24 protein-coding genes and 1 riboswitch are annotated in these 26,358 nt (G+C 61.4%); of the genes, 11 read left to right on the forward strand and 13 right to left on the reverse strand.

From position 1 onward, the window contains the following. Nucleotides 1–15 precede the first annotated feature (15 nt). Nucleotides 16–2,028 (reverse strand): M3 family metallopeptidase, encoded by a 2,013-nt coding sequence (locus ACZ9W6_RS06090; protein ID WP_465190199.1) that lies wholly within the window; start codon nt 2,026–2,028, stop codon nt 16–18. A 162-nt stretch (nt 2,029–2,190) separates the two neighbouring features. Here ACZ9W6_RS06090 and ACZ9W6_RS06095 point away from each other — a divergent pair, with 162 nt between their 5' ends. Further along, complete coding sequence (locus ACZ9W6_RS06095) at nt 2,191–2,949, forward strand: hypothetical protein (protein WP_465190200.1); 759 nt, start codon at nt 2,191–2,193, stop codon at nt 2,947–2,949. A 187-nt stretch (nt 2,950–3,136) separates the two neighbouring features. Next, nucleotides 3,137–3,331 (forward strand): hypothetical protein, encoded by a 195-nt coding sequence (locus ACZ9W6_RS06100; protein WP_465190201.1) that lies wholly within the window; start codon nt 3,137–3,139, stop codon nt 3,329–3,331. 383 nt (nt 3,332–3,714) lie between these two features. Here ACZ9W6_RS06100 and ACZ9W6_RS06105 read toward each other — a convergent pair whose 3' ends face one another. Both ACZ9W6_RS06105 and ACZ9W6_RS06110 read right to left on the reverse strand, forming a co-directional pair. Next, entirely contained in the window at nt 3,715–5,310 is a 1,596-nt protein-coding gene (locus ACZ9W6_RS06105) for an NAD(P)-binding protein (RefSeq protein WP_465190465.1), read from the reverse strand. Between the two features lie 144 nt (nt 5,311–5,454). Continuing rightward, nucleotides 5,455–6,966, reverse strand: a complete 1,512-nt coding sequence (locus tag ACZ9W6_RS06110) for a polyamine aminopropyltransferase (RefSeq protein ID WP_465190202.1) — start codon at nt 6,964–6,966, stop codon at nt 5,455–5,457. A 65-nt stretch (nt 6,967–7,031) separates the two neighbouring features. Here ACZ9W6_RS06110 and ACZ9W6_RS06115 point away from each other — a divergent pair, with 65 nt between their 5' ends. The 7 genes from ACZ9W6_RS06115 (at nt 7,032) to ACZ9W6_RS06145 (ending at nt 11,542) form a co-directional block, all read left to right on the forward strand. After that, nucleotides 7,032–7,433 (forward strand): DUF350 domain-containing protein, encoded by a 402-nt coding sequence (locus ACZ9W6_RS06115; RefSeq protein WP_465190203.1) that lies wholly within the window; start codon nt 7,032–7,034, stop codon nt 7,431–7,433. 58 nt (nt 7,434–7,491) lie between these two features. Beyond that, nucleotides 7,492–8,511, forward strand: a complete 1,020-nt coding sequence (locus tag ACZ9W6_RS06120) for an SPFH domain-containing protein (protein ID WP_465190466.1) — start codon at nt 7,492–7,494, stop codon at nt 8,509–8,511. After that, nucleotides 8,511–9,986, forward strand: coding sequence for a DUF4178 domain-containing protein (locus ACZ9W6_RS06125; RefSeq protein WP_465190204.1), 1,476 nt, complete (start codon nt 8,511–8,513; stop codon nt 9,984–9,986). The genes ACZ9W6_RS06120 and ACZ9W6_RS06125 overlap by 1 nt, the downstream gene beginning before the upstream one ends. After that, nucleotides 9,983–10,132, forward strand: a complete 150-nt coding sequence (locus tag ACZ9W6_RS06130; protein ID WP_465190205.1) for a hypothetical protein — start codon at nt 9,983–9,985, stop codon at nt 10,130–10,132. The genes ACZ9W6_RS06125 and ACZ9W6_RS06130 overlap by 4 nt, the downstream gene beginning before the upstream one ends. After that, a complete protein-coding gene (gene speD / locus ACZ9W6_RS06135) occupies nt 10,129–10,500 on the forward strand; it encodes an adenosylmethionine decarboxylase (RefSeq protein ID WP_465190206.1) in 372 nt (123 codons plus the stop codon). Before ACZ9W6_RS06130 ends, speD begins: the two co-directional genes overlap by 4 nt. A 27-nt stretch (nt 10,501–10,527) precedes the next feature. After that, a complete protein-coding gene (locus ACZ9W6_RS06140) occupies nt 10,528–10,782 on the forward strand; it encodes a hypothetical protein (RefSeq protein WP_465190207.1) in 255 nt (84 codons plus the stop codon). 226 nt (nt 10,783–11,008) lie between these two features. Then, complete coding sequence (locus ACZ9W6_RS06145; RefSeq protein WP_465190208.1) at nt 11,009–11,542, forward strand: cysteine hydrolase family protein; 534 nt, start codon at nt 11,009–11,011, stop codon at nt 11,540–11,542. A 42-nt stretch (nt 11,543–11,584) separates the two neighbouring features. On the opposite strand, the gene ACZ9W6_RS06150 is transcribed toward ACZ9W6_RS06145, so the two are convergent. From ACZ9W6_RS06150 to ACZ9W6_RS06175, 6 genes are all read right to left on the reverse strand, one after another. Next, nucleotides 11,585–11,968 carry a VOC family protein gene (locus ACZ9W6_RS06150; RefSeq protein WP_465190209.1) on the reverse strand — a complete coding sequence of 128 codons (384 nt, stop codon included), beginning with the start codon at nt 11,966–11,968 and terminating at the stop codon, nt 11,585–11,587. 241 nt (nt 11,969–12,209) lie between these two features. After that, complete coding sequence (locus tag ACZ9W6_RS06155) at nt 12,210–12,740, reverse strand: REP-associated tyrosine transposase (protein WP_465190210.1); 531 nt, start codon at nt 12,738–12,740, stop codon at nt 12,210–12,212. Nucleotides 12,741–12,887: 147 nt separating this feature from the next. Further along, nucleotides 12,888–13,463: a pilin gene (locus ACZ9W6_RS06160; protein WP_465190211.1), complete on the reverse strand. Its 576-nt coding sequence runs from the start codon at nt 13,461–13,463 to the stop codon at nt 12,888–12,890. Nucleotides 13,464–13,604: 141 nt separating this feature from the next. Beyond that, nucleotides 13,605–14,360 (reverse strand): pyruvate formate-lyase-activating protein, encoded by a 756-nt coding sequence (pflA, locus tag ACZ9W6_RS06165; protein ID WP_465190212.1) that lies wholly within the window; start codon nt 14,358–14,360, stop codon nt 13,605–13,607. Nucleotides 14,361–14,514: 154 nt separating this feature from the next. Continuing rightward, the gene (gene pflB / locus ACZ9W6_RS06170; RefSeq protein WP_465190213.1) at nt 14,515–16,773 is read right to left on the reverse strand and encodes a formate C-acetyltransferase; all 2,259 of its coding nucleotides are present in this window, start codon (nt 16,771–16,773) and stop codon (nt 14,515–14,517) included. A 206-nt stretch (nt 16,774–16,979) separates the two neighbouring features. Continuing rightward, nucleotides 16,980–17,768, reverse strand: coding sequence for a formate/nitrite transporter family protein (locus ACZ9W6_RS06175; protein ID WP_465190214.1), 789 nt, complete (start codon nt 17,766–17,768; stop codon nt 16,980–16,982). 297 nt (nt 17,769–18,065) lie between these two features. On the opposite strand from ACZ9W6_RS06175, the gene ACZ9W6_RS06180 reads away from it, so the two are divergent. Further along, nucleotides 18,066–19,907, forward strand: coding sequence for a DUF3857 domain-containing protein (locus ACZ9W6_RS06180; RefSeq protein ID WP_465190215.1), 1,842 nt, complete (start codon nt 18,066–18,068; stop codon nt 19,905–19,907). A 45-nt stretch (nt 19,908–19,952) separates the two neighbouring features. Here ACZ9W6_RS06180 and ung read toward each other — a convergent pair whose 3' ends face one another. From ung to ACZ9W6_RS06195, 3 genes are all read right to left on the reverse strand, one after another. Continuing rightward, the gene (gene ung, locus ACZ9W6_RS06185; RefSeq protein WP_465190216.1) at nt 19,953–20,663 is read right to left on the reverse strand and encodes a uracil-DNA glycosylase; all 711 of its coding nucleotides are present in this window, start codon (nt 20,661–20,663) and stop codon (nt 19,953–19,955) included. A gap of 111 nt (nt 20,664–20,774) precedes the next feature. Beyond that, nucleotides 20,775–21,101 carry a rhodanese-like domain-containing protein gene (locus ACZ9W6_RS06190; protein WP_465190217.1) on the reverse strand — a complete coding sequence of 109 codons (327 nt, stop codon included), beginning with the start codon at nt 21,099–21,101 and terminating at the stop codon, nt 20,775–20,777. A 3-nt stretch (nt 21,102–21,104) separates the two neighbouring features. After that, on the reverse strand, nt 21,105–21,764 hold the full coding sequence (locus ACZ9W6_RS06195) for a protein-L-isoaspartate O-methyltransferase family protein (RefSeq protein WP_465190218.1): 660 nt from the start codon (nt 21,762–21,764) through the stop codon (nt 21,105–21,107). A 131-nt stretch (nt 21,765–21,895) separates the two neighbouring features. Then, nucleotides 21,896–22,033: riboswitch (TPP riboswitch) on the forward strand. 129 nt (nt 22,034–22,162) lie between these two features. On the opposite strand from ACZ9W6_RS06195, the gene thiC reads away from it, so the two are divergent. Beyond that, nucleotides 22,163–24,037, forward strand: a complete 1,875-nt coding sequence (gene thiC / locus ACZ9W6_RS06200; RefSeq protein ID WP_465190219.1) for a phosphomethylpyrimidine synthase ThiC — start codon at nt 22,163–22,165, stop codon at nt 24,035–24,037. A gap of 934 nt (nt 24,038–24,971) precedes the next feature. Here thiC and ACZ9W6_RS06205 read toward each other — a convergent pair. Next, nucleotides 24,972–26,333 carry a hypothetical protein gene (locus ACZ9W6_RS06205; protein WP_465190220.1) on the reverse strand — a complete coding sequence of 454 codons (1,362 nt, stop codon included), beginning with the start codon at nt 26,331–26,333 and terminating at the stop codon, nt 24,972–24,974. Nucleotides 26,334–26,358 lie beyond the last annotated feature (25 nt).

The following is a 26,358-nucleotide window of genomic DNA, read 5'->3' on the forward strand; positions in this document are numbered from 1 at the left end:
CATTTACCGCAAGACTTACAGCAATCCGCGTTTGCCCAGCATGGCTTGTGCTTGCGGGTCGCGGCCGCGGAAGGTGCGGAAGGCGGCCTTCTGCTCGCGGGCGTTGCCGGCGCTGTAGATCTGTTCGTGCAGGCGGGCGGCCAGCTCGGGGTTGAACACATCACCGCTTTCTTCGAATGCCGCAAAGGCTTCGGCTTCCAGCACTTCGGCCCACATATACACGTAGTAACCGGCGGCGTAGCCGTCGCTGCCGAAGATGTGGCGGAAGTGGGCAGGGCGGTGATTCATGCCGGCTTCGAACGGCACGCCAAGGCGCGCGCATTCGGCCGCTTCAAACGCGGCGATGTCGATGCCGGCGCTGGCGTCGGCCTGATGCAGTGCCATGTCGATCAGGGTCGAGGCGCTGTAACGCACGGTGTCGAAACCCTGATTGAAGGTGCTGGCAGCCTGAATCTTGGCCACCAGTTCGGCCGGAATCGGCGCGCCGGTGTCGGTATGACGCGCATGTTTGGCGAGGATGTCCGGCACCATCGCCCAGTTTTCCATGAGCTGTGACGGCAGCTCGACATAGTCGCGCGGCACTTGCGTGCAGGCTTGCGCGCTATGACGCACGTCGGACAACAGGCCGTGCAGGCCGTGGCCGAATTCGTGGAACAGGGTGCGCACGTCGTTAAAGCTCAGCAGCGTCGCGCCGCTTGCGGCCTGGGTGAAGTTGTTGTTGTTGATCACGATAGGCAGCACGCGCTGGCCGTCGCTGCGGCTTTGCAGGCGGAAAACACTCATCCATGCACCGCCGCGCTTGCCCTGACGCGCAAAGTTGTCGCCGATAAACAGGCCGATCACTTCGCCAGCACGGCGCGCTTCCCACAGCCGCACATCGGGGTGATACAGCGCGATATCGGTGCGCTCGGTGAAGCTCAGGCCAAACAGGCGACCGGCGACGTCAAACATCGCGGCGATCATATTGTCGAGGCTGAAGTAGGGCTTGATCTCGGCATCGTCCAGCGCGTACTGGCTGACGCGCACTTTTTCGGCGAGGAAGTACCAGTCCCACGGCTGAATGTCGGCCGGCAGGCCCAGTCGCGCGGCTTCGGCTTGCAGCTGGGTTTTTTCGCGCGCGAAGCTGGCCTTGGCCGGCTCCCACACCTGCTCCATCAGCGCATGCACGGCGGCGGGCGTACCGGCCATGCGGTCGTCCAGCGCGTAGTCGGCGTAATTGGCAAAGCCCAGCAGCTGCGCCTGTTCCTGCCGCAGGGCGAGGATTTCGGCGGCTAGCGGACGGTTGTCGCGCTGCGGGTTTTCGCCGCGGCCAACCCAGGCTTGCCACAGGGTTTCGCGCAGATCACGACGGGTGGAGAAGGTCAGAAAGCCGATCACCAGGCCGCGCGCCAGCGTAATCACATGGCCAGTCTGGCTGCGTGCCTTGGCAGCGGCAGCGGCGGCATCCAGCACATAGGCGGGCAGGCCGTCCAGCTGGTCGGCGGCCAGTGGCAGGGTGTAGTCGTTTTCATCCGCCAGCAGGTTCTGGCCGAATTCGGTATACAGCGTGGCCAGACGCGACACGATGGCGGCGTAACGGCTGCGCGCCTCGCCATCCAGCGTGGCACCGGCGCGCACAAAACGCTGGTGGATGCGCGTCAGCAGGCGGCTGTCTTCTTCATCCAGATTCAGGCCGTCACGGTCGCGGTAGAGGGCGTCGATACGCGCAAACATGCCGGCGTGCATATGGGTGGCGCTGTGGTGTGCGGCCAACCTTGGCGCGAACTTGCGCTCCAGCGCCTGCAACTCGGGGCTGCCCAGCGAGCCGATCAGATTGCCAAAGACGCGGCTGGCACGGTTCAGCAGCGCGCCGCTGTCGGCAAAAGCCGCCACGGTGTTGGCAAAAGTGGGCGCCTCGGGGTTGGCCGCAATGGCGTCGATCTCGGCCAGATGGGCAGGCAGCAGCACATCAAAGGCCGGCTCGTAGTGCTCGGGCAGGATGGCGGCGAAGGGCGGCAGCGCGTAAGGCGTGTCCCACAGTTGCGACATAAGTGGATTGTTGCTCATTATTTGTGATTTATGGATGAATATGGCGTAAAAGAAGTGGCCGACACTTTAACATCATCCGGCAAGCGCAGGTGCTGCAGCCAGGATTTGTATTGGCATGGCATATGCTTGGTTGGGCACTCCTGTGTCTGCGAGGGTGTCATCATGCATATCGAGTCATCAACCATCGCTGCCGGTTTGCTGCTTTACCGCGCGCGGCCTGCCGACAGTTTTTACCAGCAGTTTGTCCAGAAAATGCAGGCCGAACCGGATAGCGCGAAGGCGGCGCAGGAGGCGATGGGCCAGATTGCCGTGCAACACAGCAGGCAAAATGGCGACACCGTGGCGCAGCAGCTGCAATTTGCCAGTCTGCTGGCCACGGCATACAGCAAGAATGCGCAGCAAGACGCCCGGGCGTACCTGCAAACGCTGGACAAAGCGCAGCTGGCGATACTGCAGCGCAATAAATATCTGGCAGATGAAATTCGTCCGGAGGCTTTGAGCGAGGAAGGTGCTCGCAATCTGTTATTGCCGCACGGCTATGCTGTCGATCTGGATGGCGATCGCAATCTCGAGATCGGCATCAGCAACACCTGGAGCGTCCCGCCACAGGATGCGCCGCCCGAGTTTCTGGCGGCGTGGGGTGAGGCCATGGGCAAGTTGCCATGGGAAGTCCGCAGCAGTGCGGAGTCTGGCTTGATCTTGGGTATCTATGGTTTGAATCTCGATGGTGATCTGCCACGGCTGGTGCCGCGCGAGGATAGGCCATCGACGCAGATGTCCAGCTATCGCATCGCCATCATCGAAGAGCTGGAACGATTGCGGGCACATCCTGAGCTGACGCCCATGCATTATCAGGAAAAGCTGGATGCATGGCGAAATCTGGCTATCCGGCTGGGCATGGACCCGGACAAGCGCGCCTGAGGCAAGTGCGTGTTCTGGCGCGAATGCGGCGTCGATCGTGCGGCTGACTGGCTGGTCTTGATGGCGTTACACGCCGTTACATGTGCATACAGACCCTTACACACAAGGCATGGCGGCAGGCCTATTCTGCAATCGTCAGGTACGGCAAGGGTCGTACCAAACACTGGTAAATCCCGAGGAGCACATCATGAAAAAGCTGACCGCACTGTTGCTGGCTACCACTATCGGCCTGGGTTCTGTTTCTGCCTTCGCCGCTGACGCCACCCCGGCAACGACCACCAAACCTGCCGTGACCAAGAAAATGCCTGCCAAGGCACAGCATCACAAGAAAGTGGTGGCCCACAAGAAAGCCATGCACAAGAAGACAGTCAAGCCAGCATGATCCTGTCGGGTACAGACAAGGTTCAAGAGCAAGGTGGCAAGGCCAGATGACCGCGGGGGCGAGGTCATCTGGCTTTTTTCATTGGCGCTGATGCGGCAGCCGCGTGGCGGTAATGTGGGCTGCGGACGGGGAATCCGGGCAAAAAAATTGCCACCCGAAGGTGGCATCAACACAGAGAGGAGGAGAAACACGCAATGGGACACGTCCCGCTGGCAGCTACGCACTGCCATTGCATGAATCCATCTTGGCACAGCCAGAGCGGCTTTGCAGCCGCGGGCAACATTCCTTAACGGCTGGCGCAATTTGCCAATATTTATGGCGGGCTGGCTAACAATGGCGCAACAAAAAACGGCTTTTTGTGCTGATTTTTTACTGGCGGAGGTTCAAGCCAACACCTTGCGCGCCGCGTTTTCACCCCACCATGCCGCCTCCTCGAACAGCGACAGGCCGGATAGATCCGAGTGGGTGAACAGCAGATCGCCATCAAGTGCACGCAAGGCGGCCAGGCCTTGGTTGGCGAGGAAGCCGGGAACCGGGCTGGCCATGGCATGGGCGCGCACGGTCAGGCGGGCGGCGACCATGTGGCGGCGCAGGCGCGGGCCGTAGACGCTGTAGAGGTCTTGCGTGGCGAGCTCGAACAGCGCCTCATCGTTGGCGCTTTGCAGCCATTGCCGCGTGGCGGCCTGATCGGGGCTGGCTAAGGCGTGGTAGGTGGTAAACACCGTGCGTTCGGGCTTGGCTGTGCGGATCAGCTGGTGGGTCGACACCACGTAGCCGAGGCCGCGGCTGCCGTACACCACATTGTCCCAGGCCAGCGGCTGGTTTGGCGGCTCGGCGGGGAAGCGGTCCAGCAGCAGATTGCCGATCAGCCACGGCGCGCGCGGTGGCAGGTGCTGGCGACTAAAGCCGTATTCGCCAATATCGGGTAACAGGTGCAGCGCGACATGCAAGGGCGTGGCGATGATCACGCGGCGGGCCGACAGCCGCTTTGACCCTTGCGCATCGAGATAATCGACCTGCCAGCGGCGGCCAAGCTTCTGCACCCGCCACGCTGCGCCGGGCAATTGTCGCGGCTTGCCGATGCGGCTGCGCATATGGCGCAGCAGCGGATTCAGCCCGTCCGGCCAGGTCAGCACCGCGCCGTCTTCGGCGTTGGCCGCGTGGCCGCCACGCGCGGCGAAGTAATGCAGGCCGGCCCAGGTCGAGATCTGGCCGATGCCCATGCCGTAGTCGTCGCGGCAGCAATAATCGAGATACCACAGGAGGCCCGCCGCGTTGTAGTGGTTGGCCGCAAGCCACGCAGCAAAGCTCTGGCGATCGAGCGCGCGCCAGCTTTCATCTTGCGAGGCGAGCGCGGTCGGCACCACGAACACGCGCTTGCCGTCGCGGCCAACCTTGTCTTGCAGCTGTTTCATGTGGAACAGGAAACGCGCCTGCTGTTTGTCTTCTTCCGCGCCCATGCCGTGCGGCAGCAGGCCATCCTGCCACTGGCCGTCGCGCCACAGCCGCTCGGACGGCGCATGCACCAGCACGCGCTCATCAAACGTTGGCCGCAGCGCAAACGGCTCTTGCTCGATCACGCCCATCTCGCTGAGCAGCTCGCGCACATGGCGCGATTCGGCGGAAGGCAGCGGCAGATAGTGCGCGCCGGTCGGGTAGGCCCAGCCGTCAAACTGGCCGGCGGCGGCATTGCCGTCAGGCTCCGGTCCGTTAAGCAGCACAAAATCGCCAAAGCCTTCGCGCGCCAGCCGCCAGCCGGCAAACAGCCCAGCCACGCCGCTGCCGATGATGGCAACGTCCACCTCGCGCGTGCTGGCTGGTGCGGGCAGGTTGGCCGCATCGCGCAGCTTGTGACCGAGCGCCATGCCGGGGCGCTGCACCTCGATCGGCAGGCCGAAAGACAGCACGCGCTGGCAGGCGCTCAGCAACGGCAGGCCGGCCAGCAGGGCCGCGTGGCGCAGGAAGTCACGTCGCTGCATCACCACGGTTGAATCCCGCTGCAGCGCGTGCCGATAGCGTCGTTGCTCATGTGTTCATTCCTCGTCTAGCCATTTGCTATGCCTTGTCATTCACTTCTTCGCGCCTTGCCCTCGTCTCGCTCGCGACGCGGGCTTCATCCGTGTCTAGCGAATCACCTGCGACCAGTCCTGCTCGAAGTAATGCACGAGGCGCTGGTTGTTCAGCTCGTTGGGCAAGCTCGGCCACGGTTGCATATCGGGCGGGAAGAAGAACATCTGCCGCGTGGCTTCCTTGTCCAGAAACTTCAGCGGCACCGTGTAACGCTCGGGCGGGGTGTAGCCCGGCTGTTTGGCGGCGAGGATGAAACCCCATTCGCCGAACGATGGCACGTAGGCATGGTAGGGCGTGGTGTGGAAGTTGGCCGCCTTCAGCGTGGCATTGATGCTCCAGTACGAGCGCGGCGCGTGATAAGGCGAGGTCGATTGCACCACCACCAGGCCATTGCTGGCCAGATGCTTGTTCAGCAGGCGATACACCGGCACCGAATACAGCTTGCCCAGCGCGAAGCTGGCCGGGTCGGGGAAGTCGACAATGATGGCGTCGAAGCTGCCGTGGTCGCCTTCCAGCCAGCGTGCGGCGTCGTCATTCACCACCGCCACGCGCTTGTCGGCCAGTGCGCCCTGATTCAGTGCCAACAAAGGCGCGGAGGTGGAAAACAGCCTGGTCATCGCCGGGTCGAGATCAACCAGCGTGATGCTTTGCACATGGCGGTATTTGAGGATCTCGCGTGCGGCCAGGCCGTCGCCACCGCCGAGCACCAGCACGTGCCGCGCCCACGGCAATTTGGCCATGACGGGGTGTACCAGCGCCTCGTGATAGCGATGTTCGTCGCGACTGGAAAACTGCAGATTGCCGTTGATATACAGACGCATATCGCCCTTCCAGCGCGTGAGTACCAGCCGCTGGTAAGGCGTGGTTTCGGCGTGGATCACCTCGTCGCCGAACACGGCTTTTTCGTTCCAGGCGGTGAGCTTGTCCGAGCCGGCAAACAGCCCGGCCAGCAGCAACAGCAGCACCAGGCTACGCAGGTATTGCAAGGTTGGCCGCAGCAATTCCTTGCGATACACGCGGCTGGTCCACAGCGCCACCGCCACATTGGTGAGGCCGAACAGCAGTGCGGTGCGCGCAAGGCCGAGCTTGGGTGCCAGCACCAGCGGAAACAGCAGCGACACCGCCAGCGCGCCCATGTAATCAAAAGTCAGCACGCGGCTGATCAGCTCGGCAAACGGCGTGTCGCGGCGATTGAGCACGCGCAGCACCAGCGGGATTTCCATGCCGACCAGCGCGCCGATGATGAAAACCAGCGCATACAGCGTGAAGCGGAACGACTCGCCCGACCAGGCAAACACCGCAAACAGCAGCGTTGCCGACAGGCCGCCAAGCAGGCCGACCAGCAGCTCGACCTCGACAAAGGCGTCCAGCGTGCGCTCTTCGCGCACATATTTGGCGGCGTGCGAGCCAAAGCCCATGGCAAAAAGATAGCAACCGATAATGGACGAATACTGCAACACCGAGTCGCCCAGGAGATAGCTGGCCAGCGCGCCGGAGACCAGCTCGTAGGCGAGGCCGCAGGATGCCACCACAAAAACCGAAACAATCAGCAGAGAATCCGGCATGGGTTGAAAAATGATTTGTGGGTAAAATGGCCGACATTATTGCCCAAGACCACCGAGGATGCCGCATGTTTGACGCCATGATTCCGCCTTTACTGGCGTATTTTGCCTATGTCGCCAGCGGCAGCGCGCTGCTGGCCGTGTTCAGCTGGCTGTATTGCCGCGCCACGCCGCTGGATGAAATCGCGCTGATCCGCCAGCACAATCAGGCGGCGGCGATCTCGTTCGGCGGGGCCTTGCTCGGCTTTTCGCTGGCGCTCGCTTCCAGTGCCTGGCATCTGAACACGCTGCCGTCTTTTGTGTTGTGGGGCGTGCTGGCGATGCTGGTGCAGATCCTCGTGCATGTGGTGCTGTCGCGCTGCCTGAAGGATCTGGCGCAGGCGCTGATCGACAACAATATCGCCGTCGGCATTCTGGCCGGCAGCATCCAGCTGGCCGTCGGCCTGATCAACGCCGGCAGCCTGTCCTGATCCTCATTCATCAGCGTGCCGACAAGCTTGGCCGCAAACCGGGAGTAAAAGCATGAGCCTGTTTTCTTTTATCAAGAAGCAATTCATCGACATCCTCGAATGGCAGGAGGACGGCGATGGCGTGCTGGCCTGGCGTTATCCGATGCAGGACAACGAAATCCAGATGGGGGCCAGCCTGACGGTGCGCGAATCGCAGTTCGCGGTCTTCATCAACGAAGGCAAGGTGGCCGATGTGTTCGGCCCCGGCATGTACAAGCTGTCTACCCAGACGCTGCCGGTGCTGACCTATCTGAAAAACTGGGACAAGCTGTTCGAGTCGCCTTTCAAGTCTGATCTGGTGTTCTTCAGCAGCCGTCTGCAGCTGGGGCGCAAATGGGGCACGCCGCAGCCGGTAACGCTGCGCGATGCCGACTTCGGCATGGTGCGTCTGCGGGCCTTTGGCATCTACAGCTACCGCATCACCGACCCGAAGCTGTTCTACAGCGAAGTCAGCGGCACGCGCGAGACATACACCGTTGACGATCTGGAACAGCAGCTGCGCAATCAGGTAGTCGCCACCATGAGCAGCGCGCTGGGTAGCAGCCAGGTGCCATTCCTCGACATGGCGGCCAACCAGGGCCTGATGGCTGACACCATCAAGGCGGCGCTGGAGCCGGTGTTTACGCGTTACGGCGTGGCGCTCGACAGCTTTGCGGTGGAAAACATCTCGCTGCCGGAAGAGCTGCAAAAAGCCATCGACAAGCGTATCGCCATGGGCATGGCCGGCGATCTGAACCAGTACACGCGCTATCAGACTGCCGAGAGCATTCCGCTGGCGGCGCAGAACGAGGGCGGCCTTGCCGGCATCGGTGCCGGGCTGGCGGCCGGCGTGGGCGTTGGCCAGATCATGGGCCAGGCCTTGCAGCAGACCATGGCGGCACCGGCCGCGCCCGTCGCACCCGCTGCAGCTGCCCCTGTTGATGCCGACAGCCCGCAAGCCAAGCTGGCACAGCTGAAAGGCCTGCTGGATGGCGGCCTGATTACCCAGGCCGATTTTGACGCGGCCAAGGCCGACATCCTGAAGAAACTGGTGGGCTGATGTACCAGACTGCTTGCCCGGCCTGCGGTGCCGAGGTCACCTTTCGCGCCACCACCTCGCTGACGGCGGTCTGCGGCTATTGCCGCAGCACGCTGCTGCGCGAGGGCGACAGCGTGCGCAATATCGGCAAGATGGCCGAGCTGCTGGCCGATTACTCGCCCTTGCAGATAGTCAGCAGCGGCCAGTATCAGGGTCGCCACTTCACCGTGGTTGGCCGCATCCAGCTGCAGTACGAGGCCGGCATCTGGAACGAATGGCATGTGCTGTTTGATGACGGTGCCAGCGGCTGGCTGGCCGAAAGCGTCGGCCAGTATGTGCTGACTTTCGAGCAAACGGCCGAGGCAGACTGGCCGGTGTTTGGCGACCTCGTGCCGGGTTATCTCTTGAAAGTCGCCGGCCAGGTGTTTGGCTGCAGCGATGTGCGCGAGGCGACCATCGTCGCCGCCGAGGGCGAGCTGCCGCGCCAGACCATCATCAGCGGCTTCAAGCTGCCACTGGCCGATGCGCGCAGCGGCAGCCGTTTTCTGACGCTGGATTACGGCAACGACCGCTTGCGGCCAACCTTGTATCTGGGCGAGGCCGTCACGCTGAAACAGCTGGACATGCAGCGCCTGCGCGCGCCGGAGCAGATCGCCAAGGCTACCGGCAAACTTCCGGGCAGCGCGGTGGTGCTGGATTGCCCGTCTTGCGGTGGCGGTCTCGATTACCGTGCCGGCGCGGCGCATCAGCTGGTGTGTCCGGCTTGCGGCAGCGAGGTCGAAATCGCCGCCGAGCGCGCCGAGCTGATCCGCAGCCAGCGGGTGCAGGACCACACGCCGCCCTCACACACCTTGCAGCTGGACTACCACTTCAGCATAGACGGCAAGCGCTGGGAGCTGATCGGCGTGCTGCGCTGGGCGGCGGTGGAAGAGCGCAGCAGCCAGTGGGACGAATACCTGCTGTATCACCCCGGCACCGGTTTTCGCTGGCTGGTCGAGGCGGCGGATGGCTGGTGGCTGGGCAGCCTGATGGATGTGTGGGTCGATGGTCGCGGTGACAGCTTTGTCTACGGCGGCCAGAAGTATCAGCAGCGCGAAGCCGGCTACGAGGCCGAGATTCTTTACGCCGCCGGCGCGTTCCCGTGGCGTGCGCGCCGTGGCGACCGCGTCAATGTGCGCGAGTATCTGGGCAAGGACGGCAAGACCTTGCTGGCTTGCGAGCAGAACGACAAGGAGCTGGTGTGGAGCCAGAGCCGCCGCGTCAGCGACGATGACATCGCGCGCTGGCTGGGTGGCGGCGGCGCGATGCCGAGCCGTTTTTACGATCCGGTGCTGGCACGCAAGGCGCTGCAGCCCTATGCCTGGGGCGCGATAGGCCTGCTGTTGCTGATCAATCTGCCGGTGATGTTCAGCCGGGATGATGTGGACGCAGCGCTGATGATTACCGGCCTGGCCGCCTTGCTGTTGTGGCTGCCGGCGCGTGGAGAAGAAGAATGAGCAAGAACGGCTATTTACTGTACTGCGCGGTCATCATCGGCCTCGCCACGCTGATCAATCTGTCCATGGACGACGACGGCGGCAGCTATCGCAGCAGCAGCGGCTATTACGGCTCGGGCTTTGGCAGCAGTGGTGGCCATAAATGAGCATGTTGGCCGCAAGCCATCTGGGCGAACATCTGCTGGCTGATCTGTACGGCTGTGCGGCCAAGCTTCTGGCCGATCCGGCCGGGGTCGAAGCGGCGATCCGCGCCGCTGCCGAAGCCGCCGAGGTGCAGGTGCTGGCCGGCCACTTTCATCATTTCGGCGAAGGGCAGGGCGTGACCGGCGTGCTGCTGCTGGCCGAATCGCATATCAGCATCCACACCTGGCCCGAACATGGCTATGCGGCGCTGGACCTGTTCTTGTGCGGCAGCGCGCGCCACGCCGCCGCGTTGGCCGTGCTGCAGCAGGCATTTGCCGCCAGCCGTATCGAACAGGGGCTGCACCGGCGTGGGCAGTTTGTTGCCGGCTAAGCGTCACGTTTGCAGGAGGTTTCCAGCATGTTGCCAGTATTGCCTGATCACGAGTTTTTCCTGTGGCGCATTGCGCTGAGTGCTGTGCTCGCCGGGCTGTTGTTGTGGCAGCTGCAGCGCCGACTGGCCAGCCCGGCCAGATGGCCGTTTGCCGTCGCGCCGGGCATCCTGCCCTTGCTGATTTCGCTGGCGCTGTTTATCCCGCTGTTTTTCGGCATTGCCGACCTGCTGCACTGGCTGGACAGTGCGTATATGGTGCTGGCACGTGGGCTGAATCACTGATTCAGCGTAGTGCGACGACCTGCACTGCAAAATGGCTTGACCGGCATCGGCTGCGCATGAAATTCTATCTGCATGAAAAACCTGTTCATGCTCACCACGACTACCACCACGACAGCAGCCATGTGTCGGGCGGGAGGCGTATTGCCAGCATAAGTTTGATCCCACCCCGACCGTCAGGCCGGGGTTTGCTTCTCCGGCCAATCGGCACCCTTCAGGAGAAGTCACCATGTCGCAAGCCAAACGCAGTGCCCTGTTACTGATAGACATGCAGCACGGGCTGTATCACGCGCCAGTGCGGCCGTGGCAGCATCAGTCATTGCTGGATAATGTACTGCAGCTGCTGGATCGCGCCCGCGCAGCCGGCGCGCTGGTGCTGGCGGCCCGCCACACCGGGCCGGATGGTTCGCCGGTGGCCCGCGGTAGCGACAACTGGCAGCTGTTGCCCGAGCTGGCGCTGCGCGAAGAGGAAATCATCTTCGACAAGTTCCGCCCCAGCTGTTTTCTCGACACCGGGCTGCAACAGCTGTTGCAGCAATATGATATCGGCCAGCTGGTGTTGGCCGGCATGAAGACCCAATACTGTGTCGATGCCACCTGCCGCGCCGCCGCCGAGCACGGCTGGCAGGCGGTGCTGGCCAGCGATGCGCACAGCACTGTCGATAGCCCGCAGCTGTCGGCCGCCCAGATCATCTCCCATCACAACGCTACCTTGCAGGGCGCTTTCGTCAGCGTGAAGCCGGTGGCAGAGATCGTGTTCTGAAAATGATGCAGTGCTTGCGGCCAAGGTTGGCCGCAAGCAAGTTCAGCCCAGCGCCGCTGCCGTCGCCAGGCGCGAGGCCGCCGTATGGCTTTGCAGGCCCAGCGTATTGCCAAACGGGTCAAGCAGCATCGCGGCCTGGCCGCCCAGATCCGTCACCATCGGGCCGCGATAGCGTTTCGCGCCGCGTGCCTCAAGCCCGCTGATGGCCGCGGCGATATCGTCCACTTCCCAATACAGCGTATTGCCCGTGCCGCCACGGTTCTTGTGATCGGCGGGATGAAAGCCCAGCAGCAAACCTGGCCCCTGCAGAAAGGCAAATTGCGGGTTTTTGTAAGCCACCTTGCTGCCAAACAACTCGCCATACCACTGCGCGCAGGCGTGGATGTCGTCAACAAACAGGATCAGCGTATCGACGGATTTGAACATGGCACGATTCCGGAGCGGGTGAAGGGGGGGGTATGCTATTTGGTTTGCCGGTGACGGACAAGGTTGGCCGCAAGCCTTTGCGGCCACTGATTTGCGGGCAGGATAGGCATTCGTGCGATTACGCTGCGCTAATCGGACCTACACCATCAGTCTTTCATGTGCCGCATTTGCAGCCAACCTTGGCTGGAGGCGTTAACAACTATCCCGTAGGTACGATTAGCGTAGCGTAATCGTACGCATCTCAAGCATCACCGTTGACCGATAGTGAAACATCGCCGCACCAGTCTTGCGGGTAAATACCGGCAGCGACTGCGCGATGAAAAGTCGAGAATGGCCAGTCCACCACACGGCTGACCAGCCCGTGTTTCAACGGGTTCAGATGCACATAATCGACATGTCGCTGGTAATCGGCCTCATCACGGATCAGGTGTTCCCAGAAGTGCCGTTGCCAGATGCCACGCTCACCATAACGGCGGCGAGCGGCAGACAGGCTTTCACTGCGAGGCTGTGCCTTGGCAAAACCGCTCTTGATCAGACGCCAGCGCAGGCTGAAATCGGCATCTCCATCAGGCAGGGTCCATACCGCGTGCATGTGCTCTGGCAAGACCACCCAGGCATCAATGTAGAAGGGATACTTTTCCCTTACCCGTCGCACCACTTGGCGCAAGGTGTCGATTTCGCGCACCAGCAAATCATTGCCGTGGCGCTGCAACAGATTGACCGTAAAAAACCATGTACCCCCCGGCACAAAAGCACGTCGGTAATTCGGCATGACTTTTCCTTGCAGTTTCAGGGTTTGACGGATTCAGGCGTTCATCTGCAGCATCGAACATTCGTACGATTACGCTGCGCTAATCGTACCTACGCTACTCCTGCTTCCCTTGGACCATGTAAAACCGTAGTGGCAAACCTTTGGCTGTCAGCGCAAATGGCAGGACGATGGCAATAGTCTGGTTTCAATACCGCTTGCCTGACACTGATAGTCCAGTAACCCATTCTTGAGTTGAGGCAGTAAGCGCAGCTCGGTGCCAGCAGGCAAGCCAATGGTGATGACACCATCTGCGGCCAGTGACAAGCTGGTAGCGTATTGCAGCTTGGGCAGTGTTTCTCCGAGTTCGGCTAGTGTTGCCGGTAGGCGGCTGTGTTCGAGATGAAACAGCTGGATGGCGGTGCGCAGTGGCAGGCTCTCGGTCAGGGCTGCCAGTATGGTGGCTCGTGCCTGATAATCGGCATAAGGCGCTTGTTGACTCGCCATCGTCACCGCCTCGCGTAGGGCAATACAGCGCTGGCGACCGACATCTTTCAGCGTGTCGCAATCGAGTTTTTCCGGTAACTGCTGTTGCGGCAGAACTTCAAGCAGCGATAGGCAGGTCTGGTGAATCGCACCAAAGCCGGGCAGTGTGGCAAAACGTTCGCAGCCGGTCATGCCGGCATGCGCGTGGCCGCCAAAGCCAAGCAACATTATGAAGAAAAACTTGGGTAGTCCGAGTGTCATGGGCGAGGTTTGAGCAGTTGGTTTGGCCGAGCAGTACATCAGGATTATGCCATTAATATTGAGATGGCCAGCTACAAGGGCAGCCCGACGGGCTGCCCTTGTTCCATGTGAAACGCCTGCGGCCAACGTTGGCCGCAGGCCTCAGTACACCGTCAGGCCGGCGTCGGCGAAGATAGCGCGGGCGCGGATGGTTTCGGCGGAAGTCGGGGTGCGGGTGTCGGCCAGCGGGTAGTCCATGCCGAGCTCGGCCCATTTGTCGCGGCCCAGCTGGTGAAAGGGCAAGACTTCGACGCGCTCGACGATGTCGCCAAGGCTGGCCGCATAGCGGGCGAGGGCGGCGATGTCGGCGGGGTCGTCAGTCAGGCCGGGCACCAGTACATAGCGCAGCCAGATTTTCTTGCCGAGGCGCTTGAGGCGCTGCGCGAAATCCAGTGTCGGCTGCAGCGGCTGGGCGGTAATGGCCTGGTATTTGACGGGGTCGATGTGCTTGATGTCGAGCAACACGAGGTCGATATTTTGCAGCCACTCGTCCGTCACGCGTTCGTGCAGAAAGCCCTGGGTGTCGAGCGCGATGTGCAGGCCGTAGCGCGCCTTGATGGCGCTGGCGAGCTCGCCGACGAAGTCGGCCTGCATCAGCGGCTCGCCGCCGGAGAGGGTGACGCCGCCGGCAAATTTCAGAAAGCGCGCATAGGGGGCGATTTCGGCGAGGGCGTCGTCCAGTGTCAGCTCGCGGCCGTTGTGCAGCTTCCAGGTGTCGGGGTTGTGGCAGTACTGGCAGCGGAACTGGCAGCCGGACAGAAAGAACACGAAGCGCATGCCGGGGCCGTCGACGCCGCTGCCGCTTTCGGTGGAGTGCAGATAGCCGTGTGGCGGCCGGGTGGGGGTGTGGGTGGTCATGGTGGGTGTCGGGTAAAAGCTGGCGTGATGGATGCTGTTCCAGTCGGTAGCGAGGACGCGAAGGCAAGCGAGCGGGGCCGCAGACAGTACAAATAGTACGGCCAGGCCCCGCGCAGTGCAGCCGACAAAGTCATCGCTGCCGAATGGCAGCAGATTACATGCAGCCGTGGAAAGTACGGTTAATCACATCAAGCTGCTGTTCGCGCGTCAGCTTGACGAAGTTCACCGCATAGCCCGACACGCGCACCGTCAGCTGCGGGTACAGCTCGGGGTGGGCCATGGCGTGCACCAGCATGTCGCGGTGGAACACATTGACGTTGACGTGGAAGCCACCGGCGTCGGCGTAGCCGTCCAGACAATTGGCCAGGTTGCGGATGCGCTCTTGCGGGCTGTGGCCCAGCGCGTCCGGCGTGGCCGAGGCCGTCCAGCTGATGCCATCGAGCGCGGCGCTGTACGGCAGCTTGGCGACCGAGGCACCGGCAGCGACAAAGCCCTTGCGGTCGCGGCCGTTCATCGGGTTCGCACCCGGCGCGAATGGTTCGCCGGCGCGGCGGCCGCATGGCGTGTTGCCGGTTTTCTTGCCGTACACCACATTGGAGGTGATGGTCAGCACCGACTGCGTCGGCGTGGCATTGCGGTAGAAATGCGGCTGCGCCTTGATCTTCTGCATGAAGGTTTCGGTCAGCCAGATGGCGATATCGTCGACGCGCGCATCGTTATTGCCGAAGGCCGGATAATCGCCCTCGATGCGGTAATCGACCGCCAGGCCCGCCTCGTTACGGATCACGTGCACCTTGGCGTGCTTGATGGCCGACAGCGAATCGGCGGTTACCGACAGGCCGGCAATGCCGCAAGCCATGGTGCGCAGGATGTCGCGGTCGTGCAGCGCCATCTCGATGCGCTCGTAGGCGTACTTGTCGTGCATGTAGTGGATGCAGTTGAGCGCCTTCACATACGTTGCGGCCAACCAGTCCATCAGCTGGTCGAACTTGGCCATCACTTCGTCGTGGTCCAGCACATCAGCGGTAATCGGCTCGAAGCCATGCGCGACTTTCTTGCCGCTCATTTCGTCCACACCGCCGTTGATCGCGTACAGCAGCGCCTTGGCGAGGTTGGCACGCGCGCCGAAGAACTGCATCTGCTTGCCGATGCGCATCGCCGATACGCAGCAGGCAATGCCGTAGTCGTCGCCCCACAGCGGGCGCATTTCGTCGTCGTTTTCGTACTGGATGGCGCTGGTGTCGATCGACACTTTGGCGCAGAAATCCTTGAAACCCTGCGGCAGGCTCACCGACCACAGCACAGTCAGGTTAGGCTCCGGCGCGGGGCCGAGGTTGTACAGGGTATTCAGGAAGCGGAAGCTGTTCTTGCTCACCAGCGTGCGACCGTCTTCGCCCATGCCGCCCAGCGATTCCGTCACCCAGGTCGGGTCGCCGGAGAACAATTGATCGTATTCCGGCGTGCGCAGGAAACGCACGATGCGCAGCTTGATCACCAGATCGTCGATCAGCTCTTGCGCCTGCTCTTCCGTGATGAGGCCGGCGGCCAGATCGCGCTCGATATAGATGTCGAGGAAGGTGGCGACGCGGCCCAGCGACATCGCCGCGCCGTTCTGTTCTTTCACCGCGGCCAGATAGCCGAAGTAAGTCCACTGCACCGCCTCGCGCGCGCTGGCGGCCGGGCGGCTGATATCAAAGCCGTAACGCTCGGCCATCTGGCGCAGCTCGTCCAGTGCGCGGAACTGCTCGGACAGCTCTTCGCGCAGGCGCAGCACCTCGTCGGTGAACGGCACATCGTTCAGCTCGGCAAACACCTGCTGGCGCTCGGCACGCAAAAAGTCGGTACCGTACAGCGCCACGCGGCGGTAGTCGCCGATGATGCGGCCACGGCCATAGGCATCCGGCAGGCCGGTAATCACGCCCGATTTGCGGCAAGCCATGATGTCGGGGGTGTAGACATCAAACACGCCCTGATTGTGGCTCTTGCGGTATTTCTCCCAGACTTCCTTCACTTCCGGCGCGATGCTGAAGCCGTAAGCAGCCAGGCCGGATTCCACCATGCGCAGACCGCCGTTAGGCATGATGGCGCGTTTCAGTGGCGCATCGGTCTGCAGGCCGACGATGACTTCGGTGTCCTGATCGATATAGCCCGCATCATGGGCGGTAATGCTGCTGGCGCGGTCGGCCGAGACAGCCAGCACGCCTTTGGCACGTTCTTGTGCCAGCAATTCGCCCAGTTTGTCCCACAGTGACCTGGTACGCGCCGTGGCCGGGGCAAGGAAATCGGCGTCGCCAAGATAGGGCGTGTAATGACGCTGGATAAAGTCGCGTACATCCACTTGCTGTTGCCACGCACCGGCGTGGAAACCGTGCCAGGGGTTGGCCGCAAGGGCAGCGGGGGACAGGGCTTGCATGACAGACTCCTTGTGCAGGAATGTAAGATTTCGAATTCAGTATCGTTTCGAAAACGAACAATTTGCTTGATCCGTATCAAGCACTGTCATGACGATGGCAGTTAACGGGCAGTAATGGCAGTGTCAGGCAATTTTTTGCCATGAAAAAGCGCCATGTAGTGTCTGAATTACACAGCATGGCGCTTTCAAAGTCGGGATTATTGCGTTCAGGCGGCTTGTTTCACCAGCGTGTGACGCTCCAGCGCGTAGACCACGGCACCGACGCCAAGGCCGCCGCCGACGATATTGCCCAAGGTCGCCGGCACGATATTGTGCATGATCTGCGCCCAGCCAAAGCCCGGTGTGTCATGCAGCATGGCCAGCGCGAAAATCGCCATATTGGCAATGCTGTGCTCGTAGCCGGAGAAGAAGAACATGAAGACCAGCAGCATGATCAGGCCGAAACGCGCCGCCTCGCTGGCAATGCGCAGCGGCATCCAGATGGCGAGGCAGATGATCCAGTTGCACAGCACGCCTTTCCAGAAAATCGTCATTGCCGGCGCATAGGTTTTCAGCTCGGCAATGCGGTACAGCACGTGGCCGTCAGGCAGCTTGCCCAGCGCACCCGCGCCGGCAAAAACCGCGGTAAACAGCAAAACGCCCAGCAAATTGCCGCTATAAACCGTGATCCAGCTTTTCAGCAGGGTGGCGATACGGCTGCGCTTGCCCAGCACGCCGACGGTGAAATACATCACATTGCTGGTAAACAGCTCGACCTTGCACACCAGGATGCAGATCAGCGCCGCGCCGAAAAACGCCGCCATCGGAATCACATAACCGCCGATGCCGGCCTCGAGAAAAATCTGCCCGAGTCGCAGGCTGACCACCAGCACGGCGCTGATGATGGCGCCGGCAAAGGCGGCACTCAGCAGATAACGGCCGGGCGCGCTGGCCAGTGCCTGTTGTTTGTTGTCGGCCTCGTCGAGTACGAGACTGAGAGTAGAGGGAGCTTTCATATAGTCCTGCCTGATCCGGTTGATACCGCCGGCTGCTGCACGGCATGGCGGCAGCGGCGGGCGGCGAGGCTAACACAAGCAGAACTGTTTTAATACGAATATCGATTGATTCGTTTGCGAAAATTCAAACTCGCTGCAAATCATGGTTATTGCCAGTTTTTTGGCATTGGCCAAGGGTGGTAATGATGTTCATAGAATATGGTGGCGTATTTTTTTCCGGCGATGCCAGCTGATATGCTTTATGACCTCGCAATGAGCGGCAGCGGTCTGCTCGCAACGCTATTAATTGTCAAAGTCATGCTGAAAACAACACCGATTTTGCTGTTTGCCGTACTGGCCACGCCGTCCTGGGCGGCGCTGAAGTCTATTGATCAGGCGGCAGTGGCCATGTCGCTGGATCAGAACTGCCGCTGGGTGGCTTCCGGGCTCCAGGATTGTGAAGACAGTTGGGAGCTGCGGATCCTTGGCAGCTCAGGGCGCGATCATGGCACCTGGCCTATCCGCTTTGCCGCCGACAGCAAGCTGGACATTCTCGAGGCGTATACCTTGCAGCCGGATGGCAAGCGCATTGAGGTCAGCAACAAGGACAGACAGGCAGGCGATGTGCCGGGCGAGAACGGATTTGTTGGTGAAAAATTCATCCGGTTGGCCTTCCCCGAGGCGCAGGTTGGCAGCCGACTGGTGTTGCGTACCCGTGAGCAACGCCAGCCGGTCAAACCGTTTGATGCGCATTCGGCGGTGTTTCGCGTGAAAGCCATGCCGGGCCTCTGGCAGCATTACAGCTTGCGCATTCAGAGTGACGACAAGCTGCACTGGCGTGCGGCCAACGCAGAAGGCTTGTTCGAAGTGAAACAGTCGGCAGATGGCAAAAGCCTGCAGCTGGCATTGAAGCAGCCGGTTTACCGCGAAACGACCGAGAGTGACCGCCGTTTCAAATTGCGGCAGTTGCCCCGAATCGAAGTCAGCACGGTAGCCGATGCGCGGCAGTATCTGGCTCCGATGGGCAAGGCTATTGCCCGTTTGCAGGGCGAAGCACTGCCACCCAAAGCCCTTGAGGCAGTAAACAAGGTGAGGGATCTGCCACCTCAGCGCCAGCTGGCGCTATTGCTGGGGGATGTCAAAAAGCGTATCCGTTATATGGGTGACTGGCGGCTGACGGTGAACGGTTTTGTACCGTTTTCGCTGGCCGAAATCGAACAGCGTGGCTTTGGCGATTGCAAGGACATGGCACTGACGCTGACGGCGATGATGCGGGCAGTCGGGCTGGATGCCAGTGTCAGTATCGTGCGGGCAGATCTGGACAACAGCCCGATGCTGTTGTCGCCACTAAATCATTTCAATCACGCCATCGTGCATATCCGGCTGGATGGCAAGGACTACTGGCTGGACCCGACAGCGAATGTCAACGCCTGGGGCAGTGTGCCTGATACGCTGCGGGAGCGGCAGACCATGCTGATTGCAGCGGATGGCGAAATCCGTGAAAGCTATATTGCCGGGCATGACAGCGAGGCGCTGGCCGGCAGTCAGTCGCTGGACTTCCATCCGGATGGCGAAGGCAAGTGGCGGGTCAGTGCCAAGGCACAGGCGGACTGGGTAGAGTCGGTCTATTATCAGTCGCAGATGTATGCCAAGGGCAGCGTGCAGGAGATTGCGAAAGATCTGTTATATCCGGGCATGACCTTGCTGAAGGAGTCGCTGGTGTTACCGCAAGGGCAACGCTTGCTGTTTGAACCGCAAACGCTGAGTGCCGAGCTGAGCGTCGAGAATGTCACGCGCGAAGTCGGCGGCTTCCGGCTGCTGGATCTGAGCACAGGGCAGGCCTTCATCAAACGCATGCGGGACTACCAGCAAAAGGAGGGTGTCAGCGATTATCGCGACAGCGTCGGTAGTTACAGCTGGTTGTCACGGGTGCATGGCGTGAAGCCACTGGCACCTGTGCAAGCCTGCAAGGTCAGTTCGAAATGGCGTGACTTCGAAATAGAGCCTGTGATGGTGGAGGGCGGGGTCGGCGTCCGGCAAAAATCGGTGCGCAAGCTCTTCTGGATTCCGGCTGCCGATGTGGCCAGCCCTGCGTTCCGCAAGATGATAGACGAGCTGGACAAGTGCAGCCGCCACGCCCAGATCCTGCTGGCACCGTAAGCTTGGCAGTCAGTGCGGGATGTTTCCAGCGCTGACTGCCTGATTTCAGAACAGCCCGCCCTGATCGGCGGGCTGTTGCCATTGGATCTCGCCACGGCTGCGTGCGGCCAACCATTGATTGGCCTGCGAGTATGGTTTGGAGCCGAAAAAGCCGCGACTGGCCGATAGCGGCGACGGGTGTACGCTTTTGAACACGCCGTGTCTGGCCTCGTCAATCAGCACCGCCTTGCCTTGTGCCCAGTTGCCCCACAGCAGGAACACGCAGCCGGGGTTGGCCGCATTCACCGCCGTAATCAGCGCATCGGTCACCAGCTGCCAGCCCAGCTTGCCGTGGCTGCCGGCCTTGTCGGCCTCGACTGTCAGCGAGGTGTTAAGTAGCAGCACGCCTTGGCTGGCCCAGTGGCTTAGGTCGCCGTGGCTGGCCGGCGCGATGCCCAGATCGCTAGCCAGCTCTTTGTACATATTGCGCAGGCTGGGCGGAATCTTCACGCCCGGCGGCACGGAAAAGCTCAGGCCCATCGCCTCGCCGGCACCGTGATACGGGTCTTGCCCGAGAATCACCACGCGCACCTCGGCCGGCGACATCCGGCGCAGCGCATTGAAGATCAGCTCGCGTGGCGGATATAGCGTGGCGGTGCTGGCGGCGGCAGCGAGTTTGTTGTCGATGTCGGCCAGCCGCGCGGCGACGGCCGGCTGTTGCAGTACAGCCAGCCAGTCGGGGTGCAGGTTTTCGAGGGCAGGGGCGAGGTAGTTCATGATTAATCCGTTCGGGTTTGGCCGCGGTGGCAGGCAACTGCCTTTAAAGGTTGGCCGCAAAAAGCAAAAGCCGTTCCGGACGGAACGGCTTTCACTGGCCAGCAGCAAGGCTCAGTAGCGTGCCATGCTCGGCTCGACGTCATCGGCCCATGCCGCCACGCCGCCACGCAGGCTCAGTACTTCTTCGAAGCCGGCATTGCTGAGGAACAGGCCGCTCTGGAAGCTGCGCACACCGTGGTGGCAGATGGTGACAATCGGGCGGTCGTCCGGCAGCTCGTTGTGACGCAGCGGGATCAGGTGCATCGGCAGCTGTTGCGAGCCGGCGATGCGGCACAGCGCAAATTCCCAATCCTCGCGCACGTCGAGCAGGTACGGTTGTGGACGGCTGTCGTCAGCCAGCCAGGCAGCCAGCTCGGTAGCAGTGATTTCGCGGATCATGGCTTAGAAGCTGAAGCGCGAAGGTTCGATAGCGGCGGTCTCGCGCAGGCGCGGCACACAGGTATCGAAGGAAACGGCGTCGCTGTAGTCGTTTTCGGCCACGCGGGTGATGATGCGTGCGGTCATCACCGGGTTGTCGCCGGTGATGATGGCCAGACGGCCACCGATGGCCAGCTGGGCTTTCAGCGCTTCCGGTACCACCGGCAGCGAGCCGCCCACGCAGATCACGTCAAACGGGGCCTGGGCAGTGATGCCTTCGATGCCGTTGCCGACGCTGAGGGTAACGTTCTTGATACCGGCGGTTTTCAGGTTGGCCGCAGCGCGCTGGCTTTGCTCGGCGTCGAGGTCAACGCTGTAAACGTGGCTGCTGACGGCGGCCAGGAGGGCGGTCAGATAGCCGCTGCCGGTGCCGACTTCGAGTACCTTGTCGGTGGACTTGATTTGCAGGTCTTGTACCAGGCGGGCCTCGATTTTCGGCTCGAGCATCAGCTCGCCGTTTTCCAGCGGCAGCTGTACGTCGGCAAAGGCCAGTGCACGCTTGTCTTCGGTGACGAAGTCTTCGCGTTTCACGTGAAACAGCAGGTCAAGAATGGAGGTATCGAGCACATCCCAAGGGCGGATTTGCTGCTCGACCATATTGAAGCGGGCTTGTTCGAAATTCATGCGGAAACTCCGGCTAGAATGGCTAGACAATTTGAAGGGCGATTCTGCAAAGCAGCCTTGATGGCAAGCAGCTTTACGGAATGGCCAGTCAGTTGGCAACTTGCGATTATCCCACAATTACCGTACCTTCACAGCATCGCTAGGGGTCCTGCGCCGGATCGTGTGCCATTCGTGTCAAATACGCGAATGAAATAAATCGGCGCGGGTGAGAGTTACCCTTGGAACCTGACCCGGATAATACCGGCGTAGGGAAGCGTATCCTGCATCGGCCGTGTCTTGCTTTGTTAACAAAGCTTGCGGCCAACCTTGCAGCCGGGCATCCCGGGCCGCTCCTTGCGCCGTTTCATCGCTTTTGGAGAACCCGCCCGATGAACGCGCCTGTAAAACCGAACCAAGCCATGGTGGTCGATTCCGCCGCCATCCAGCCGCTACCGAATTCCCGCAAGATCTATGTCGAAGGCAGCCGTGCCGACATTCGCGTGCCGATGCGCGAGATCAGCCAGGCCGACACCCCGACCCAGTTTGGCGGCGAGCAAAACCCGCCGATCTACGTCTACGATTGCAGCGGCCCCTACACCGACCCGCAAGCGCAAATCGACATCCGCTCCGGCCTTGCGCCGCTGCGCGCGGCGTGGATTGCCGAACGTGACGACACCGAGCTGCTTGACGGTCTTTCCAGTGAATATGGCCGTGCGCGCGAAGCCGACCCGAAACTGGCCGACCTGCGCTTCAACCTCACGCGCCAGCCGCGCCGCGCCAAGCCTGGCTGTAATGTCAGCCAGATGCACTATGCGCGTCAGGGCATCATCACGCCGGAGATGGAGTACGTCGCCATCCGCGAAAACCTCAATCGCAAGGCCTATGTCGAGTCGCTCAAGGCCACTGGCAACAGCCGCCTGTTGGACTTGATGACCCGCCAGCACAAGGGCCACAGCTTTGGTGCCAATCTGCCGGAAGAAATCACGCCCGAGTTCGTGCGTGCCGAAATCGCCGCCGGTCGCGCCATCATCCCCAACAACATCAACCACCCCGAGTCCGAGCCGATGATCATCGGCCGCAACTTCCTGGTGAAGATCAACGGCAATATCGGTAACAGCGCCGTGACCTCGTCGATCTCCGAAGAAGTCGACAAGATGACCTGGGGCATCCGCTGGGGCGCGGACACCATCATGGACTTGTCCACCGGCAAGAACATTCACGAAACCCGCGAGTGGATTCTGCGCAATTCGCCGGTGCCGATCGGCACCGTGCCGATCTACCAGGCGCTGGAAAAGGTGAACGGCAAGGCCGAAGACCTGACCTGGGAAATCTTCAAGGACACGCTGATCGAGCAGGCCGAGCAGGGCGTCGATTACTTCACCATCCACGCCGGCGTGCTGTTGCGCTATGTACCGATGACCGCCAACCGCATGACCGGCATCGTGTCGCGCGGCGGCTCCATCATGGCCAAATGGTGTCTGGCGCATCATCAGGAAAACTTCCTCTACACCCACTTTGAGGAAATCTGCGAAATCATGAAGGCCTACGACGTGGCCTTCTCGCTCGGCGATGGCCTGCGCCCCGGCAGCGCGTGGGACGCCAACGACGACGCACAACTGGGCGAACTCAAGACCCTGGGCGAACTGACCCAGATCGCGTGGAAACACGATGTGCAGGTGATGATCGAAGGCCCCGGCCATGTGCCGATGCAACTCATCAAAGAGAACATGGACAAGGAGCTGGAGTGGTGCCACGAAGCGCCGTTCTACACTCTGGGGCCGCTGACCACCGACATCGCACCGGGTTACGACCACATCACCTCGGCTATCGGCGCGGCGCAAATCGGCTGGTACGGCACCGCCATGCTCTGCTACGTGACGCAGAAAGAGCACCTCGGCCTGCCGAACAAGAACGATGTGAAAGAAGGCATCATCACCTACAAACTGGCGGCCCACGCCGCCGATCTGGCCAAGGGTCACCCCGGCGCGCAGATCCGCGACAATGCGCTGTCGAAAGCGCGTTTCGAATTCCGCTGGGAAGACCAGTTCAACCTCGGCCTCGACCCGGACAAGGCGCGTGATTTCCACGACGAAACGCTGCCGAAAGACAGCGCCAAAGTGGCGCACTTCTGCTCGATGTGCGGCCCGCATTTCTGCTCGATGAAGATCACCCAGGACGTGCGCGAATTCGCCGCCAAACAGGGCGTGAGCGAGCAGGAAGCACTGCAAAAAGGCATGGAAGTGAAGGCTATCGAGTTTGTGAAGAGCGGCAGCAAGCTGTACGACAAGGTGTAAGCCGGTTTCGCTTCAAGTGAAACAGCAAGGTTGGCCGCAAGCTGCGAGGCTTTGCGGCCAACGTTGTTCTGGGGTTTGTATCCGCTGCGCGGATGATTGTTTTGATGCCGGTTCCGCCCGACGTGACGGGCAGGGGGCTTGCCGCCGCCCCCTTGCATCCCGGCTCGCCCGCCGCTGCTCGAAACCCCGAGCAATCAGCTGCACCATGGGCGCCGCCAAATTCATGGCTCGCTAACGGCTCGCCACTCGGACAAGCGGCGGCTTAAACCCCGTGGCACAGCAGCTTGCCCGGCTCGCGCTGACGGGCAAGGGTGGCGTCGCGCAGGGCTGGGCTTGCGGCCAACGTTGGTTTTGTCTCCGCTGTGCGGGGGCGGGTTTTGGATGCCGGTTTCTCCCAGTGTGACGGGCAGCGGTAGGAAGGGTTCGCCTTTGGCGATACCCGCGCCGCCCAGATTTTGGGATTGGCCGTGCATCGGCGGGCATGGCGGCCAAGCCGCTCTATCATCTGCGCGGTAAACGCTGGGCTTCGCAGGCTCAGCCCAGCCTACTAATGCCTGCTGATTGATTGCGGGCAACCTTGGCCGCAGGCACCGAAACTTCGATGAATACCCAGCGTGGTCGATCGCGGCCATGCTCCTTTTGCGGCGCGCTGGCAGGCAGTCGGCCGGCAAGGTTTTAAGCGGCCGCCTGTTTGAGTCGGGCGACGTTAGCGCCCGACGAGTCTGGCCGCGCCTTGCCGGTTGTCGGCTTGACGGGGTTTCGCGCTGCTTGGGGCGAGGGGGGTAGTCAGGGGCGGCGACCCGCCCCTGTCCCGTCTGCCGGGCGGAACCGGCATTGGAATCATGATCCGCGCTAGCGGATACCAGACCCGAAACAAAGTTGGCCGCGAACCTGTTACGGCATGCGGCCAACCTGGCTGACGATATCGCGCTGTTCAGACGGCTGCGGCTTGTCGTTCTTCCTCTTGCTTGACCTCGGCCAGCAAGGCCTTGAACCAGTCGAGTTCGCGTAGGGTGTTCAAGTGTTTGTCACTGCTGAGCTGCGCATAGGTGGGAAGGAGAGCAGTTGCGCGTGCCTGTTTGAGCAGGGTTCTTGCTTCATCGAAGGATTGCTGATGTGCTCGCAAGCAGGCTAGGTGGTATGGATTCTGGCTGTCAGCGGCAAGTTTCGAGACGATTTCATTTTTGGCGAGGATTACCTCGCGTTTTGCCTCATCCAGAGTATTCGCCCAATCCATCAGTGCAATGCCCCAGTTGTGGTAGACGCTAGCATCGCCCGGCCGAAGGCGAGTCGCCTCGGAGAAGCGCTGATCGGCCTCGGCAAAGCGCTGCTGTTGAGCCTCACCGGTCAGGGTGTTGGCCCAATCCGACAAGGCAGTGCCCCAGTTGTAGTAGGCATTAGCATAGTCCGGCTTCAGGCGAGTGGCCTCGGCCAAGCGCTGATCGGCCTCGGCAAAGCGTTGCTGTTGCGCCTCGCCCGTCAGGGTTTGAGCCCAGTCGGACAAGGCACTGCCCCAATTATTGCAGGCAACTGCGGAAGGCTCTAAGAGATGAGCACGATGATAACCATCACAGATCAGTTGCCAGTCTTCACCCGAATGTTGTTCGGCATACGCCAGGTTGAACCAGACGTTGGCATCCTGGCTCTCGATCAGACTCAGCAACGACCACAGGGGCTTGGCCGCTGCCCAGTCTTCTTTTTCATGTGCATCCCAAGCCTGTTGAATCAGCTTTACTATTTGAGGTGGTTTCTCTTCGCGCAGCTTGGCCAATACTTCGGCAGAAAGTGCGCCGGTGAACTGCTCTGCATTCGGAATCAGGCTGATTTTGTACTGTGCGCTATCACGCAGCTTTTCGATTTCGTTGGCGTGCTTTTCAGCTTGCTGTTGCGCAGCTTCGGCTTGCTTCAGCTTTTGCGTGATGTCATCCTGCACGGCCTTTTGCTTGCGCCCCATCCACAGCGGGATGCCGATGCCGGCAACGGCGATGAGCAGGCCCAGACCGCCAACCCAGAAGCTGATATTGCTGAGCCACCAGTCCACCGATTTGCGGCCAACCTCCAGCGCATCCTTGGCGACTGCAATCGCCTGCTTTTCCCCTTCTATGGTTTTCTCAACGTTGGCCGCCGCCGCACTCGCCACCTGCGGCAGCAGGCCATTCGCCTCGCTGGCGCTGATCTGGCGGATCAGTTGTTGTTGCTCCGGCGTAAACGGCGTGCTGGCGGTCGGGGTGGCATGGGTAAGGTTGGCCGCAAGTACTGCGGCGGCGAGCAGGGTCAGGCGGGGTTTGGGCAGCATGGCGGCATTCCGTATCGCGATCTGG

The sequence above is a fragment of the Vogesella lacus genome (assembly GCF_979366295.1).